Origin of the sequence: Pelagimonas varians (genome assembly GCF_003208435.1) — a bacterium.
Taxonomy (GTDB): Bacteria; Pseudomonadota; Alphaproteobacteria; order Rhodobacterales; family Rhodobacteraceae; genus Pelagimonas; species Pelagimonas varians.
Map to the genome: position 1 here is coordinate 1 of NZ_QKMF01000031.1, position 17351 is coordinate 17351.

Sequence of the window (17351 nt, forward strand, 5' to 3'; positions counted from 1 at the left end):
GCGTTGACATGCCGACCCCCAGATCGTCAGCTACTTCCCTGCGCGTTAGCCCGCTTGTCAGTGCAATACGCACCGCATCATGGCGCAATTCGTCCCTCCGTTTCAGTCCGATAGCCCGTCTCCTTTGCTGCAGTAAATGCTATCAAAGGAGCGGCATCAAACCGCGATAGGTCCAGATTTTTTGAGAACGTCAAGGAAATCCAACCAAAAATGGCGTTCCAGTCTGACATCGTTTTGCCCCTGCTGAATAGTTCCGGACACAAACGGATCACGAAAAGTGGTTCCACGCTGAACTCTTCGACAATCATGCAATGCTTGTTGCGGCAACCTCTTCGGCAGCCGAACTTCTTGCATGCTCGGGAAAAGCCAACCCTTACCTCGAAGGTCCTCTTGGTTTGATCGCGGAAGGCGCTTATGCCGACGTCTTATTGTTGATGGAAACCCCCTTGAAAACATCACTGTCATCGGCGGCAACGAAATATGGTACGACGCTGAACCGCGTCCTCGTGACATCCCGACGATGCGACTGATCATGAAAGATGGCGTGATCTGCAAGAATACTCTGAACTGAGTATCGCGCAGGGGGACTCCTCCTTCGCATTGCATATGAGCCCGCCTTAGAAGTGGTCCGCCCCTTTGATTAGAAAAGTGGCGGACCAAAGTTGGCGATTGCCGCCAACCTGCGCCAGAGGTCATCACCCCGATCAACCATGTACTAACTTTCAAATTGGACCACACAAGTGGGACTGCCTAGCGGGCACCATCATTTCAACTAGGGCAGGTTTCCTTGCCATGGTAACACTGGTGAACGCGATTCACTGCAACAGGAATTCTTCATGTCAAAACTACTTACCCGGATGACCGTGCTGCTCCTTGGCCTTGTGGTTGGGGTTCTCGCACTTGGGTGGGTCGTCTTGGCAAGTCCGATCTTTTCAGAGATGCGGCGTTCGATTGTTGCATCGACCTTGAGCGATCTGATTGGCCAGGAACTGCTGGTTGAAGAAGATGTGCGGGTCGTGGTCGGTCCCGTTAGTCACATATACGTCTCAGGCGTGAAGATCCCCAGCAAGGCCATCGAAGACACCACGCTGGCTAATCTCGATCTATTGGAATTTGACCTTGATCTGGTAGCTTTATTGCAAGGGAGCCTTGATCTGGACAACCTGAAGGTTGACGGGATGCAAGTGAACCTTCTGACCCAAAATGACGGCACAACAAGTTGGACACCATCGACAACGCCGCTGCCGGACAAAGCCGCAACGCAGGCCGATCCAACAGATACGACCGGAGCAGAGACAGACACAGATATTCTCGCGTTTCTTAGCCAAAGAACGGCCGATTTTTCGTCGGTGGGCCTGACAATCGAGGATGAAACATCCGGCTTCACCTTCGTTTTTAATCTCGAAGCACTTTCGTTGGCACAATTGGAGAATGGGGCGCGGGTTGGTGTGACGGGGGCGGGGGGAATAAATGGGCAGGATTTCCAGATCAAAGGCGATTTCCCACGCGGCAACCCTTTTACGACTTTGGCTTCTTTCGGGGATATGGAAATCTCGCTCAATGGCACACCCATTTCGGCTGAACAGGGCGGTGGCTACTCGGCTGCATTTCGCTTTAACACCGGCGAGTTCGGGGATTTCCTTGACGTTATCGGGCTTGAACGGGTTTTGGAAGGAAACGGCGAACTGACAGCTGACGTGGTCAGCCAAAAGGGGCTGCTGAAGGTGGACAACCTAGAGGCAGCTGTCACCCTCGCGGAAGGGCAATTGCTTTCGGCTTCTGGCAGTGCAGAAAACTTGCTGACCCGAACAGGGTTTGACCTCCAGCTTCTCGCCCGATTGTACCCGAAAGGCAAACCGCCCGGACGTGCTGCTGAGTTGAAGGATATCAAGCTGATGGGCATCGAAACCCACATCGTCAGCCAAGACAATGCACTGGAATTTAAAAGCCTGAATTTTGCGACCAATGCCTTCGATCAAGGATTGGAGCAAGTTGGACCCGTCAAGATCGGCCGGATTCACCGCACGCCAGAGGGCACTTTGGCGATGGACGATATTTCTCTTAAGGCTGGTCCAAAGGATGCGCCTTATCTGGATGCCACCGGCGACATCAACGATGTTTTGCAACTCAAGGACCTGGCGTTTCAAGGGCGGCTGGCTGCTTCGGCTGACCTGATACTGCGTGATCTGGAACCAGAAGATGCCGCGAAATTCGGTGGGGTTGAAGTCGACTTTATTGTTGATGACGCGAAAGGGCACCTTGGCCTGACAGAACTGGATGCGCGCACGGTCGACACAGAGCTTTGGTCGCTGGCGGTGAACGCGGCGCTTGGTGATGTTATGAAGCTGCAAGAAATATCGTTCGCTCTGGATCTCGACATCGCAGAGTCCGCCAGTTTTTTGAGGGCACTCAAACTAAAAGCCGTCGATTCGGGTGCATTAGAAATAACGGCCAGCGCCGAAGGAGCAGGGACCGAATTCAGCACGACCTTGGGTTTGGCGGCAAGGTCGTCGCGGATACTTGCGTCGCTGAGCACCAGTCTTGCAGAGGATGTGCCGGTCGTGCGCGGCAAGATCGACAGCGACAACATTGCCCTCAAGGATCTGCAAGACGCAATGGCCGCGGTCAAACAGCTTGCATCCCTCTCGGATGGCACCAAAAAACCCGAGGTCCAACCTCTTGTCTTACCCAAAGAAGAAACAGAAGAAGATACGGATGTGCAACCGCTGGTACTGCCTAAAGACCAGCCAGCCGAGATTTTGGATCTCGAAGCGCTTTTGACCAAGACTGATCTGGCGGTCGAAATCGACATTCGGAAGATTTCTGGCCAACAAGGTGTGTCATCAGTTTCCAGCGATCTTGCCGTTAAGCAAGGCAAGGCGCGCTTCGGACCACTTGAAGTGAACTACGGCGGTGGATATTTCAGGATCTCGGCCTCAGCCGATCTGGTGAACTCACCCCGAAATGTTTCGGTCTCCGGAGCCACGAGCGGGTGGGACTTTGGCAAAATTCTGAAGGCTGCAGGATTGGGGATTGATGCGCACGGCAAGCTGCGCGGGGATTTCGATGTGACGGGTAACCTGACCTCCGTGCAGACATACATAAACTCGATGCGTGGAACCGCGTCTATCGCTATGTCGAACGGTGGCATCAGCACCAGTTTGCTCGAACTCGCGGGCCTCGGGATTTTTCCTTGGCTGTTCTCCGAAGAACTGCGCCAGCGATATACTGATATCGTTTGTGTGGTGGCCCCTGTGCAAATCAATGCAGGTCGGGTGACATCCAACAGTATCGTTGCCGAGACGGCCAGCGTTCAACTTGTCGCCAAGGGCGAAATCGATTGGAAGAAAGACCGTATTGCATTGCGGGCCGAACCTCGCCGTGTCGGTAAGCCTTTGGCACGCAGCGCATGGCCATTTGATGTGACAGGCCAGCTGTCAGCCCCGAAATTCAAACTGGATGTCGGTGGTTCGCGCAGTAGACGCTCCGACGGGGCTGACCAGATGCCAGCCAACCGCAAACCCTGTGTGCCCGACATGCGCCAGCTGCAGTAATAAAATCTAGTCGGACGCGGGTTCTTCGGAATCTATGTCCGGCTGTTCCTTCTGGCACGCCCGAAGAGCGGCAACAGCCTTTGTTGTACCAGACAGATCGATGGTGACTTCGTTCCCTCCATCGCCGGAAATCACGACATTCTTACGCTTGACGAACTCATCCAGGAACGCAGGATTGTCAAAGAAGGCATAGCCACCCGGAGTGTCTTCCATGAATTTTCCCATAGCGTCCCCTGCGAACCGCGCGTCTCCGAAATCGAAATTGACTGTGCCTTCTGCTCCGTCCTCGATATTGACCCAAGCTGCGTTATAGGCCGCAAAAAAGCCACCCGCGCGCAATGGCTCCGCACCCATTTGCACAAGTGTTCCATCTTCGAACGTCTTTTGGGCAAGGCACCCATTGCCTTCATCTACGTTGACCAAGATTTTCCAGTCTCCGGCCTCTCCCCATTGTTCATAACTCTGTGCGCTAAGAGCTGACGCAGAGAATATGAACAGCAAAACGGATGACAGGTTTTTCATTGGAATGCCCCTTGGTCTGATTGGGGACATCATGGGGAAGGAAAGCAAAAATGACCAGAGGTTGTCCATGAGGCGTCTCCTTGGCAAATTGTACGGTGTAGATCCAGTGCATCCAAAGTTGGAACTTCTGGATCGATTTAACGCGTGTCTGACGTCAGCGCTTGTGGTTCCCAATGGCGGTATTTGATCAAAGAGCGTTCTCGGCTCATCGTACCCACTGGCAGATGAGACAGACAACCGGAACACGCACAAGCCCTGGCGAGAAGATCGTCAAAGATACCAAACGGGCCACGCGCAAGCATGACTCATCCGAAAAGAAAATCAGGATCGTCTTGGACGGCCTGCACGGCGAAGACAGCATTTCTGAGCTGTGCTGAGCCGCCGAAAGGTATATCGCAGGCGGTCAACTACAAGTCGTCGAAGGGCTTCATGGAAGCTGGAAAACGACGGTTGGCTGGGAATACGGCGCGCGCCGCTACGACTGATGAGTTCAAAGATCTGCGCCGCGAAGCACGCGATCTGAAGGAAGTCGTGGCCGAGCAAACACTTGAATTGCGTCTTCTCAAAAGAGCATGACAGGCAGTGGCGGCGACCACGAATGAGATACTGCATCTGAGATGCTTGAGATCATCCGGCTGGTCGAAGAAAGCCACTTATCAGGCCGTCAGACGCTGGCCAAGCTGGGCATCCCACGCACGGCGGGATCACCAGCCCCGCGTTCATTGTCATCAAGGCAGCCAAAGCGTTCAAAGACAAAACCACGGCCATCTCGTTGCCATGCTCAATCGCGCGCATCGCAAACATTGTTCGAAAAGGACCGGAGCTATACGGCGACTAGGTCAAGAGAATCTGGTGTTGTGAAAAAAAACGGACCTTCGAACCCATAATCGAAATTTGGTGTTTGCAGGCTATGTCTATGTTTTGGCAACAGAGGCGGTAAATACCTCGCCGAAATCACAATTTTTGCCTACAATTCAATAATCAATTGGGGATTGTGGAAACTGACGGTTATTTTGACTTGCACGGAAATTGAATATCAACAGATGAAAGTTACTCAACTTTTCCGAGGGGCAGCAGAATGAGCCTGCAAGACGTCTATGCCGCGCTTGGCAGTCTGTTGAACCGCCATGGCTATCTTTAGGCGCAAGAGACCGGACAAGACGCCAAACGGGACGCGGGGACCCGAACGGTGCTTGTTGCGTTGTTTTCTAAAGGTGTAGCTGTTTCACAGACCGTTGTCGCAAAGACAGAGTTTCAAAGCCTGTTTCCGGGCCTTGTGCAGTCGCGATTACTGGAAACGCATCAGGACAACATTCGCTCAAATGTCTCGATCCTACGGCGCGGCGCATTGTTGCTTGCAGGAGACCCTGCACGTCATCAGTCCACGGCGGCACTGTCCGTGTCGGCGTTCTCAAAAACGACCGATATTTAAAACAACCTTTTGGTGTCCGGGCCGTTTCGCCACGCGGTCTACATGGGGTGCGGTTCCGGTGTGTTGGCGTTGGAAATGGCACCGGAGGCCGCACAGGTCAGCGGCACTGATATCAACCCGCGCCCACTGGCTTTGGCGCGGATAAACGCCGCAATGAATGGGGGCGGGCGGGTGAGGTTCCTAGAAGGGTCTTTGCTGGATCCATTGGGCGACGCAACTGTGGATCAGATCGTCGGGAACCTTCCATTTGTTATGTCGCCGGATCAAAGCCTGATTTACAGGGATGGCGAACGCCCTGCTGCACAACTTTTGCGAGAGGCCATCGCCGGTGCGAGCCGACACCTTTCGCCCGGTGGCGTGGCACAGATGCTTTGCAATTGGGCCAGCGATCCGGCCGAGCTTGCCGCTGAACCGCAGCGTCTTGTGGCGCAAAGCGGTTTGGACGCCATTGCCATCAGCTATTCCAATCGCACACCACGTGAGCACGCAAAGAACTGGAACCAAAGTCTGGCCAATTCCAACCCGCAGGAATTCGAACGTGTTTCAGACCGCTGGCAAGAGTGGTTTGCGGCGCAGAACATCAACTCGATCGCTTTTGGATACCTTACCTTGCGCCGCCCGATTGCTCGGGCACCGTCTTTTCGCCATTTCAGCGCGGCATCCTGGCCTGTAGGCAATGCTGGCCGGCACGTTGCGCGACTGTTGCGTGAAATGTCCGGAAGATCCGTTTGCAACGCCCGATACGGTGGTTCCACGTCTGATGGATCATGTTCTTTATCAGACCAGTCGGCACGAAAAAGGAACTTATCAGGCTCCTGCCTCGTGGTTGGAGCCAGACGATTCAATTGGCTTGCAGCTAGATCTGGACCCGGGTGACGCGCAGGCGCTTGGGCGCGTCGATGGTATCCGCACACTGGCAGAGGGCATCGACAAGAAGCCGGATGTTGCGCGGTGTTTAGGACGGTTATGGCATCTTGGATTGCTGGATATTCAGCCAGTGCCCCGCTGAAAACTTGGTATAGTTTTGTTAGATTTTGGGCTGTGAAGTGGACAAGAATTCCGGTCGTCAGCGCTTTTGTCTCGCCCCATTTGCTCGTTTAAGCCAGCTTACGTTCGAAGGCGACCGTTTTTGCCTTTCCATAACAACAGCCAAGCATTCCACCGGTCGTGGGGATTTTTACCACCGCAGCGAAGTGTGTGATCATTGAAAAGATTGAAATGCCCCCAACCCGAACTGATCAATGCTCTGAGGTCAATTGGCAATCCCATTTGTCTTGATGCCGCCGACTGGGTTAAAAAAATGGCGGGATCTTCAAGGGCGGGTGACCTGCATCTTCGACTTACTGGCTTTAACCAAACAGATGCGCGGATATTGGCGCGTGGGATGCAAGATGCCTTCGCTGGCAATGCGCTTGTTTAAGGTTATCCAGCGCAAGCTATTACCCCGAATTAAGGGATTGTGGCGCAGCCATCTTAACCGTTGCGTTTCCACAACCCCTGACAGATTTGGGGCTGGTAGGGTGCTCCATAGGGGATTCAGGGGCCCTAACCATCTCGGACTGCACCAAACCTTAGGATGGCCTGTGTCGTGGGGAATACATTTTCACCCGCCATAAGATCACACTGCTTGGTCTCGATAAGAAAATTCCAGCAAGTGGCAAACTGTTGCGCCCCGCGATAGGTGTTTGCGCCACCATCGAAAGTCAGCTTCGCTTTGCAAGCAGGTTGGCCATCAATCGGAACGCACCGGGTACCAGTTTTTCCAACTGATGGTGCAAGATCAAAGCGCAATGTGTGTGCCGGCCCATCCCGATGTTTGCGGTCACCAAAGCCCCTTGGTGCGGATCTTCATTTGGGTCGGACATTTCCAAGACGGGTGTATAGGCTTTGTCCCAGGACTTTGCGAAATATAGCCCGCGTTCCTTGTGCCAGCCCTGCCAGTCTGCATGGGTTATTTTGTTTGGCGATGTCAAAATGGGGTGATCCACCAGATGTGTGACCAGCGCATTTTGATCTGTCACACGCCATCGCAGCGACGGCTGTCCGATCTCCAGCCTTTTGGGGGCCGTGGTGGTTGAGTTCCAATTGTCCCAAGGCCGGTGGTATAGGGTGAGCAGGGTGCCTCCAGCGGCCACCCATTTGTGGATACGCGGCATTTGCTCTGCGAGCCCCTTATGGAATTTCATCGCGAAAATACCGATAACGAGGCTGTCAAATTCGGCCAGCCGGGCGTCGGATTGCAAATCCTCCGATGTCAGTGGCTCGACATCCATGCCAATACGCTCCAGCCAGTGATCGACGCGATCATTTCCACCGCCGATATACCCCACTTTGACGTTCGGAAGCGCCGCATCAAGGACCGCGACGTTCACGCTGGCTGGCTGCGCCAAAGCGCGTGGATCTATGTGGCTATAATTAACGCGGCGCACTGTTTGCGCTGGCTGATTGTTGAGCAGGAGTTTGGCTGTTCTAGTCCCAACTGCGCTGTCACGGGGAAGCGACACCAAGAATCCGGTTTCCGTATCCGTGGCGGCCCATTCATCGGGCAGTTCAAGGGCTGGCCGGGCGTCATTGGGGGCCATGTGTTTCACATTCACCTGAATTGTGCGCCGCTCCGATCCGAGGTTGATAACCTCGGCTAGGGGCAACAGTTCAGCCACACAATCGGGTAAAACCAGTGGCGGAATATCGAAGGCGATGCGCGTTTCGCTGACCGTTCCATGTGTTTCCAGTTTTAGGATCAGGCACGGATCTTGAGGTTGATGCGGAAGGTAAACAGACGGGTAGGGATCTGATAGATCCGCATTCTTCAGCGCAACACCATCTGATGTTTGTGACCAGTTTTTAGGTAAAGAGAGTCTTGTTTCAGCCTTAGTTTCCAAACCTTTGCGCTGGTCGATGTCGACTTGGGCTGCGTCGGTTGGCAGTAAGGCATCCTTGCTAAGAGAGACGTGAACCCGGGCACCTGTGGCAATGCGAATAACCAGTGCCAATTGTTCCTGTTTTCGGGCGATTTTGTGCGCATGCTCTGGCGCAACTTGTCCTTGTTCCAGCGCCGTCAAAGCGGCTGAAGCCGATTTTAAGACGGCCGCAAAGTCGGGAAAGGCTGCGCGGGCGGCATCAATATAATCTTGTGCATCCCCAAACCCCAAGGCGCGCAGATCATAGGGAAGACCTGCAAAAACCGTGTCATCGGGGCCAGCTACATTTGACTGGGCCAAATGAAGCGGCCAGTTCCGTTCGGCCCCTGCTGGAACCCATTTTCCCATTGCTTGGGTTAGGTGAAATGCGCGGCTTTGTTGGCCGATTTGTTCATAAGACCAGCCGGTGACTGGGTCGGTTCCGTCTGCAAACACTGTCAATGTCGCTGGCGGTGGCGGCAAATCATCGTCATAGGCCTGCCCCGCGCCGGACCACGCTGGCTGATACAGCTTTTTCACCTGCCAAACCGGCAAATCGCTACCGGAATAGTCAGGATCAGCGGCCAAATCCATCACGAGATGCGCGGCTTCGGTCATGGCTCGGTGGTGGCCATGTTGGCCCGGTATATCCAGAAATGTCGGGCAAATTATATCGGGGCGTTCCGTCCGCAAGATGTCGACAAACCGCGCCAGTGTCCGGTCTCGTCCCCAGTTCCCCATCGTTTCGACGCCTGACTTCGAAAACCCGAAATCGAAAATTGTGTCGTTTTGTGAGGTTGATAGCCAATACATGCGCAGACTTAAAATATCGCAGGCGCGCTCCATCTCGGCTGTGCGTAGAACACCTAAAAGTTCGGAGACTTCGGTGCCGATATCGTTTTGGCCCCCTTCGCCGCGGGTGGAGCAGGCATAGCTGATGTCGATCCCATCGCGCAACGCCATTGCGGCCAACATCGCTGATGTTTCATCATCGGGATGCGCGCCGGTGTTCATAAAGGACACCACAGTTTGCAGCGGAGCCAAAGCGCGCCACAACTCGGTAATGCGCGGCTTTAAACGGTCTTTGGCAATGCGGGATTGGCTGGTGAGGGGCATCTGATGTCCTTGATTACAAAGAGGCGGCTTGCGGTGTGAAGGCCCGGTTCAAGATGAGCGAGGCGGCCCCTAAGGTCGCAGTCATCCGTCCGCAGGTTCCGCATTGCAGACGTGCAATTGGGTTGTCAGTCCGGTTCGAGACGGACAGATCGGGCAGGTGTGTTTGGGCAATCAAATGGCTCAGCACGGCGTCAGGCATGGCTCCGCCCAAGATGATTGTTTGAGGGTCAAACAGGTTTTCTATCAAACCGGTAGCTTGCGACAAAGCGGAGGCAGCAGCCTCTAGCCAATTCCAGAAGCGAGGGTCTTTTTGCGTAAACAACGCACTAATCGCGTCGATATCGAGCGGTTGCTGTGCGCGCATAAAGGTCTGGATCGACACACGGCTTAGCTGTTGTTCCAGCGGGGCAGGGCCACCGGCGGTCATGATTTGAACATGCCCTATTTCACCAGCATTGCCAAAGGCACCGGCCACCAGTTGCCCTTGATTGACCAGTCCCAAACCCAAACCTGCCCCAAAGTAGAGGTATGCGAAATTACTGAGCCCGTGGGCGATCCGTTCCGACATTGCGGCGGCATTGGCGTCATTGCTAAGCTCAACCGGCAGTCCCAGCGCGTCTTCAAACAAAGTCCGCGCATCAATGCTTTGCCATCCTGCAAGATCGGATCCCAAGCCCGACAATCCGGTTTGCCCAAAGGGTCCGGGTATAACGATGCCAGCCCCCATCAGGCGTTCCGCGTTGATACCTGTCTTTTGCACCATTTCATCGCGTAATTTGATGACTTTTGCCACCAGCTTGTCAGGTTTGTTGTTCTTTATCGCGCGTCTGCGGGTGGCGATGGTATTGCCATGTAAATCGACCAGTGCCGCAAAAATCGCATCGGGGCGAATTTCCACACCCAGCGCGTAACCTCCTTCAGCGTTCACACTGTATTGAACCGCCGGAAGGCCCCGACCGCCGGACCGTGTGCCAGCCTCAAGCAACAACCCGTCTTCCTCAAGTTCGGCAATGATATTGCTCACAGCTTGGGTAGAGAGCCCCAAGGATCGTGCAATTTCAGCGCGTCCCATTTGTCCGGCAGATTGTATGCGCCCCAGAACCGCTTGCCGGTTCGAGGAGCGCGATCGCACAGCATTGCTGCCGGAATGAGAGGGGAGGATGTTCATATCCATCGATTAACTCAAGTAACTTGATAATTCAATACACTTGAGTTAATGATGGTGCATCATTTGAGGCGCGGCCCAACGCACGGCATCGCGCAATCTGCGAATCAAACGGGAGAAATATTATGAAATCGACACTTCGAACCTTGGCGTTTACCGGCCTCACCGGTGTGGCGGCTTTGTTTTCAAGCGCAGCTCATGCCGTGGAAATCGAATACTGGCAGTATTTCTTTGATGCGCGCGTTTCTGCGATGGAGCAGTTGATCGAAGGATTTCAGGCCGAAAACCCCGACATCACTGTCAAAATGACTCACTTTCCATATGCTGATTATCGCACCAAGGTTGCCGCGGCCATTCCAGCAGGCGAGGGGCCTGATGTTGTACAATTGTTCTACGGTTGGCTGAATGACTACAAAGAGGCTCAACTGATTCAGCCGTTGCCTGCCGCTGATTTTCCAGTCTCCGAGATCGATGAATCGTTCTTTCCGATGGTGCAGGCCATGAAAGAGGGCGACAACTATTGGGCGCTGCCCACGGCTGTTCGCAGTTTGGCGCTGTTCTACAACAAGCGTTTGTTTGACGATGCCGGTATCGACGGCCCTCCGGCCACACTGGATGAGCTGGTAGAAACAGCCAAGAAACTGACAGCTGTCGACGGTGCCGGGAATATCACCCAAGTTGGCATAACAGCTGGAATGAACGCGCAAGATCACCATTGGTTCCGCGAAGTTCTGGTGCGCCAGATGGGCGGCGATCCGTATAGTGATGACTACAAGACAGTCAACTACAACACCGAGGCTGGCCAAAAAGCGCTCGACTTCTATGTGGGGCTCGCCAAGGAGCACAAAGTGACTGCATTCGGCTTTATGGATGAGCCGCAAGCTGCATTCAAGGCGGGCCGCGCCGGCATGCATATCGACGGATCATTCCGTATCGGATCGCTGGATAAAACCCGCGGGCTCAAATGGGGCGTCGCAGAATTGCCTGTTGGCCCTGATGGCACACAGTCGAATTACTCATCCTATTGGGTAAACGCGATTACATCCAAGGCCGAGGGCGAAAAATACGACGCATCAGTCAAGTTCATGAAGTACATCACCTCTGACGATGCGATGCAGGTTTGGCTTGATGTGGTTGGCGAACTGCCGGCAAAGCCGTCGGTGGGTCTGACAGAAGCCAATGCCAATGATGAGGTATTTGGCCCCTTCATTCGCGGGTTGGCTTATGCCCACACAACCAAATTCGTCAACGAATCCGGCCAGCGTCAGGCGCTCATGGATATGGTGTCGCGTATGGATATCGAAGGACAATCAGCCGCTGATGCCATCGCCATCGCAGCTGAAGAAGAGCAAAAGATCCTCGACGATTACTACAAGTAATCGACCTATCAGCTCGGCTTTGATTTTCCTCCCTCCCGGATCAAAGCCGGGCTGCATTTCTACCGCTTTTGAAAGCTCGCAATGACTCTGTATCGAAACCTCACTATCAAGCAAAAACAGATTGTCTGGGCTTGGAGCTTTCTCGCACTGCCGGTCCTGTTTTATGGGGTGATCCGCTTTTATCCGACTGGCACGGCTTTTGTGATCTCGTTTCAAGAATGGAACTTGCTGGGATCGCGCACATGGACGGGTTTTGACAACTACGTCACACTTTGGAACGATCCGGTGTTCTGGAAGGTCTTCAAAAACACCTTTGCCTATCTACTGATTGGCACGCCGGTGTCGCTGGTTCTAAGCTTTGTCATCGCATACCACCTCGATAAGTTGCGTTTCATGCACAACTTTTTGCGGATGCTGTATTTTTTACCTTTCATGACATCTGCGGTTGCAATGGCCTGGGTTTGGCGCTGGTTCTACCAAGGTGTCCCCATTGGGCTTTTCAACAATATCCTTGCAGGTTTTGGGATTCCGCAAATCGAGTTTCTGAACTCAACCACCAATGCCTTGCCAGCAGTTCTGGCTCCGGCGATCTGGGCAGGTCTTGGGTTCCAGGTGATTATCTTTATGGCGGGGCTACGCGCCATTCCAGTCAGTTTTTACGAGGCCGCAAAGATCGACGGTGTCGGCTGGTGGACTGTGCTGACGCAAATCACGCTGCCGCTGCTAAAGCCTACGATGGTATTTATCGTTGTCTTCTCATCCATCGGGTTCCTGCGGATCTTTGATCATGTGTTCAACATGACCACTAATAACCCCGGCGGTCCGCTGAATTCTACAAAGCCATTGGTTCTGATGATTTATGACACTGCCTTTAATGGTTTCAATATGGGTTATGCGGCAGCGCAAACCGTGGTGCTGTTTACCATCCTTTTGATTGTGTCGCTGGTCCAGCTTCGCCTGCTGCGGAGCGAATGACATGACGGCTACCGAAATTCGTCCGACAACTGCCGCAGCGCTTGAGACCAAAGCACCGCCCAAGCCGCGTAACATGGGCCAGATCATCCGTTGGTTGCTGTTGTTTTTAGGCGGTATCGCGATGGTTATGCCCATTGCCTATATGATATCGACGTCACTGAAATGGCCGCACGAGGTTTATAACGTCAACCTTATCCCGGATGAACCTACACTTGAAAACTACTTGTATGTCCTTGAAGATGGACGGTTCTACAAGTGGTTCATCAACTCGATCATCATCGCGACGCTTACAACAATATCGAACCTGCTGTTTGACAGCCTCGTTGGCTACACGCTGTGCAAATTCAAATTTCCGGGCCGGCAGATTGTCTTTATTGCGATATTGTCGACCTTGATGATCCCGACGGAAATGCTGGTGATCCCGTGGTATTTGATGTCGCAATCCTTTGGATGGCTGGACAGCTATTGGGGAATTATGTTCCCCGGTTTGATGACCGCCTTTGGCACCTTTTTGATGAAACAATTCTTTGAAAGTGTTCCGGATGATTTCATCGAAGCTGCACGGATAGACGGTTTGAACGAATTACAAATCTGGTGGACCGTCGCCATGCCTTTGGTCAAACCGGCGCTGGCCGCGCTGGCGATCTTTGTGTTTCTTGGAAACTGGACTGCCTTTTTGTGGCCGCTCATCGTGACCAATTCGGTTGAGATGTACACGATCCCAGTGGGCCTTTCCGGCTTTGGTGATGAGGCCGATGTGGCATGGGAATTGATTATGACAGGTGCTGCAATTTCAACGATCCCGACGCTTGTGGTGTTCCTGATCTTCCAACGCTTCATTATTCGCGGCGTTGTTATGGCGGGGTTAAAGGGATGATTGACACCAGCGTCTTCCCCGATCCGACCTACAAGAAAACGGTTCTTGCGCCGCTTTTCGAAGGGGTGAAAACCCACTACGCCTTGCATATGGCGACGATCAACCGCGCCCATTTGGTGATGTTATCCGAAACCGAAATTCTGACGCCGGATCAAGCCTCGAAAATTGCACAAGGCTTGGTCGAGATAGAAGACGAAACGGATATCGCGGCGCTGGAGTACACTGGGGAGTATGAGGACTACTTTTTTGTGGTTGAGGCCGCTTTGCGTGACAAGCTGGGCGATCTTGGTGGCATGTTGCACACGGCGCGATCGCGCAACGATATGGATCACACATTGTTCAAGCTGGCCCTGCGCAGCCGAACCGCCGCAATGCTTGAACAGCTTGCCACCTTAACCGCAGCGCTTATCACCAAAGCAGAGGTCGAGGCTGAAACCTTGATCGTGGCCTATACCCATGGCCAACCCGCACAACCCACGACATTTGGTCATTATCTGGCTGCTATGATCGAAGTGTTGATCCGTGACATGGAACGATTGAACGCAGCTGCCGACGGATTGGAGCATTGCCCGATGGGCGCGGCTGCAATCACAACATCCGGATTTCCGATTGATCGTCACCGCATGGCGGATCTGCTGGGTTTTGACGGCCCATTGACCAATTCCTATGGCTGCATAGCGTCTGTCGATTATGTCACTGGCCTGTATTCGGCAATGAAACTGGTGTTCTTGCATCTGGGCCGGGTCATTCAGGACATGGGCGTTTGGTCCAGTTTCGAAGTGGGGCAACTATACGTGCCAAACGCGCTGGTACAGATCAGTTCGATCATGCCGCAAAAGCGCAACCCTGTGCCGATCGAACACTTGCGGCATCTGTCTTCGGTTACGGTTGGACGCTGTGATACGATTGTGAATACCATGCACAATACACCCTTCACTGATATGAACGACAGCGAGGGTGAAGTGCAACAAGCCGGCTATGCTGCGTTTGCGTCGGGCGGACGGGTGTTGGATTTGCTAACCGCGTTTATCCCAGCATGTTCGATCAACGCGGCCAACGTCAAACGCACGACCGACGCGGCCTGTATTACCATCACCGAACTTGCCGACACATTGGTGCGCAGCGAAGGGCTGTCCTTTCGCCAAGCTCACGAAGTGTCGGCTGCGACAGCGCGCGCTGTAATTGCGGCTGGCAAGCCGCTTGGCGGCGGTTATGCAGATTGCGCCAAAGCGTTTAGGGCCGAAGTTGCGCGCGATCTGACGATCACCGAAACACAATACGCCACCGCGACATCTGCTGAAAACTTTGTCGCTGTGCGTGACCGATTTGGTGGCCCTGCACCAGCGGCCTTGTCTGCTGCACTTACATCCTATTTGGACACGTTAAATGGCCTGTCCGTAGCCTTTGCATCCCGGAAACAGCGCCAGTCAGAGGCCGCAGAACGCCTTGATGTGGCTTTCACGTCTCTTTTGGAGTCTTAACGCCAATGGCCAATCTTACCCTGCGAAATTTGACAAAATCCTACGGCTCCACGCAGGTCCTTCATGGTATCAATCTGGAAGTCGGGGACGGTGAGTTTGTCGTCTTTGTCGGCCCTTCGGGCTGCGGAAAATCCACAACCTTGCGTATGATCGCAGGTCTTGAAGAGGTCACATCGGGTGAGGTCCTGATCGGTGATCGCGTCGTGAACAACCTGGAGCCAAAAGAGCGTGACATTGCGATGGTGTTCCAAAATTACGCGATTTATCCGCATATGTCCGTTAAGAAGAACATCGCCTTTGGCCTGCGATCCTCAAGCTTGTCAAAGCCGGATAAAGAAAAGCGCATCCAAGAGGTAGCAGAGATCCTGAGCATGGTTCCGCTCTTGGACCGCAAGCCAAATGCATTATCCGGGGGGCAACGCCAAAGGGTTGCGATCGGCCGCGCAATGGTTCGTGATCCGGCGGTGTTTTTGTTCGATGAACCCTTGTCAAATCTCGACGCCCAGCTGCGAACCCAAATGCGTCTTGAGATCAAGAAGTTGCATCAGCGGGTCGGCAATACCATTGTTTTTGTGACGCATGATCAGGTCGAAGCCATGACGATGGCCGACAGGATAGTCATTATGAAGGATGGTCACATCCAGCAGGTGGGCACACCCGCAGAAGTGTATCATATGCCAGAAAATGCCTTTGTGGCCCAGTTTATCGGTGCCCCGTCAATGAATATGCTAAGTGGCACATTGACCGTCGATGGCGTTGCATTGGATGCCGGCACCCGGTTCCAAACGTCCCAGACCAGCGGAACACCCCAAGACGTTATGGTTGGCGTGCGTCCCGATGATTTGACCCTTGAAGCAGGCAACCCCGTCGTGTCCGGGATCGTCACAGTGCGCGAACCGCTTGGCCATGAAACCTTGATCTATGTTGATACCCCGTCCGGCGAAATTATCGCCAAAGCTTCCGGCAAAACGCCACCTGAAGTCGGCGCGCATGTGACATTGTCGGCGGATCTTGAAAACCTGCACGTCTTTGATGCCGAAACTGGCTTGGCGCTACGGTGAACGATCCATCGGCATCAAACACGATTTTATGCGCCGGTCGGCTCTATTGCGATTTGGTCTTCACTGGTGTGCCCCACTTACCCGTCATGGGAACGGAGGTGTTTTCCGAAGGGCTATCGCTGCATGCTGGAGGCGGTGCCTTCATAACCTCGGCGGCATTTAGTGTGCTGGGATGGCAAACGGTGCTTTTGACGACTTTGCCTGCCACGCCGTTTGATAGCGTGGTTTGTAGAGATATCGAAAAGTTTGGCGTTGAGACACAGTTTTGTGCCAAAGCGAGTAGAGGTGCCACGCCACAAATTACTGTTGCCATCGCCGGACAAAATGATCGTGCATTCTTAAGCCACAAGACCGGCAAGGCCTTACCGGACATTCCCCTGAACATTGGGGCGTTTCGGCATCTTCATATCGGCGAATTGCGCAGTTTGGTGGAACATCCCGATTTGATACAAAAGGCACGCAGCGCCGGGGCAACCATTTCTGTCGATTGCGGTTGGGATGCCGATCTTCTGGATCGCGGGGCAGACATGGCCAGTCTATTGGCAGGGGTAGATGTGTTTTTACCCAATGAAACTGAATACACTCATTTGTGCAAGACAGGTCTCTTAGAGGGCTCATGTCCACTTACGGTGGTCAAATGCGGGTCTGCCGGGGCCAAAGCGTTTCAAAGCGGTTCTTGGCTGAGTGGCAGCGCCGACGCGGTGACAGTGGTTGATGCGACGGGCGCAGGGGATGCATTTAACGGAGGGTTTTTATCCAGTTGGCTATCTGGAAAATCGCTGGCTGAATGCCTGTCCGAAGGAAACAGGTGTGGCCGTTCCTCAGTTGAGCAGCCCGGCGGCACCGGCGGCTTACTCTCGATCGGAAACTGAATCTGTCCGCGGGCGCC

The 17351-nt window shown here is 53.7% G+C and carries 12 protein-coding genes and 1 pseudogene; 9 read left to right on the forward strand and 4 right to left on the reverse strand.

The window, feature by feature from the left end; all coding sequences use genetic code 11:
* The coding region (locus tag C8N36_RS24960) for a transposase (RefSeq protein ID WP_484237537.1) at window positions 1-112 on the reverse strand (112 nt) is incomplete at its 3' end.
* Between the two features lie 724 nt (window positions 113-836).
* Here C8N36_RS24960 and C8N36_RS22845 point away from each other — a divergent pair.
* Window positions 837-3554: an AsmA family protein gene (locus C8N36_RS22845; protein ID WP_097806968.1), complete on the forward strand. Its 2718-nt coding sequence runs from the start codon at window positions 837-839 to the stop codon at window positions 3552-3554.
* Window positions 3555-3560: 6 nt separating this feature from the next.
* Here C8N36_RS22845 and C8N36_RS22850 read toward each other — a convergent pair whose 3' ends face one another.
* Window positions 3561-4076 carry a hypothetical protein gene (locus C8N36_RS22850; RefSeq protein WP_097806969.1) on the reverse strand — a complete coding sequence of 172 codons (516 nt, stop codon included), beginning with the start codon at window positions 4074-4076 and terminating at the stop codon, window positions 3561-3563.
* Between the two features lie 224 nt (window positions 4077-4300).
* On the opposite strand from C8N36_RS22850, the pseudogene C8N36_RS24620 reads away from it, so the two are divergent.
* Both C8N36_RS24620 and C8N36_RS22865 read left to right on the forward strand, forming a co-directional pair.
* Window positions 4301-4771: pseudogene (locus tag C8N36_RS24620) on the forward strand (IS3 family transposase); the annotation flags it as partial.
* 749 nt (window positions 4772-5520) lie between these two features.
* A complete protein-coding gene (locus tag C8N36_RS22865) occupies window positions 5521-6384 on the forward strand; it encodes a methyltransferase (RefSeq protein WP_141468262.1) in 864 nt (287 codons plus the stop codon).
* Window positions 6385-7211: 827 nt separating this feature from the next.
* Here the strand turns inward: C8N36_RS22865 and C8N36_RS22875 are convergent.
* Complete coding sequence (locus C8N36_RS22875) at window positions 7212-9524, reverse strand: PIG-L family deacetylase (RefSeq protein WP_097806973.1); 2313 nt, start codon at window positions 9522-9524, stop codon at window positions 7212-7214.
* A 13-nt stretch (window positions 9525-9537) separates the two neighbouring features.
* Window positions 9538-10698, reverse strand: a complete 1161-nt coding sequence (locus tag C8N36_RS22880) for an ROK family protein (RefSeq protein ID WP_097806974.1) — start codon at window positions 10696-10698, stop codon at window positions 9538-9540.
* 116 nt (window positions 10699-10814) lie between these two features.
* Here C8N36_RS22880 and C8N36_RS22885 point away from each other — a divergent pair, with 116 nt between their 5' ends.
* The 6 genes from C8N36_RS22885 to C8N36_RS22910 all read left to right on the forward strand — a co-directional run bounded on the left by C8N36_RS22885 (window position 10815) and on the right by C8N36_RS22910 (window position 17334).
* Entirely contained in the window at window positions 10815-12068 is a 1254-nt protein-coding gene (locus C8N36_RS22885) for an extracellular solute-binding protein (RefSeq protein WP_097806975.1), read from the forward strand.
* Between the two features lie 81 nt (window positions 12069-12149).
* Window positions 12150-13043: a carbohydrate ABC transporter permease gene (locus C8N36_RS22890; RefSeq protein WP_097806976.1), complete on the forward strand. Its 894-nt coding sequence runs from the start codon at window positions 12150-12152 to the stop codon at window positions 13041-13043.
* Between the two features lie 73 nt (window positions 13044-13116).
* A complete protein-coding gene (locus tag C8N36_RS22895; protein WP_211318280.1) occupies window positions 13117-13920 on the forward strand; it encodes a carbohydrate ABC transporter permease in 804 nt (267 codons plus the stop codon).
* A complete protein-coding gene (argH, locus tag C8N36_RS22900) occupies window positions 13917-15401 on the forward strand; it encodes an argininosuccinate lyase (protein ID WP_097806978.1) in 1485 nt (494 codons plus the stop codon). Before C8N36_RS22895 ends, argH begins: the two co-directional genes overlap by 4 nt.
* Before the next feature lie 5 nt (window positions 15402-15406).
* Entirely contained in the window at window positions 15407-16462 is a 1056-nt protein-coding gene (locus C8N36_RS22905; protein WP_097806979.1) for an ABC transporter ATP-binding protein, read from the forward strand.
* Window positions 16459-17334 carry a carbohydrate kinase family protein gene (locus tag C8N36_RS22910; protein WP_141468264.1) on the forward strand — a complete coding sequence of 292 codons (876 nt, stop codon included), beginning with the start codon at window positions 16459-16461 and terminating at the stop codon, window positions 17332-17334. The genes C8N36_RS22905 and C8N36_RS22910 overlap by 4 nt, the downstream gene beginning before the upstream one ends.
* Window positions 17335-17351 lie beyond the last annotated feature (17 nt).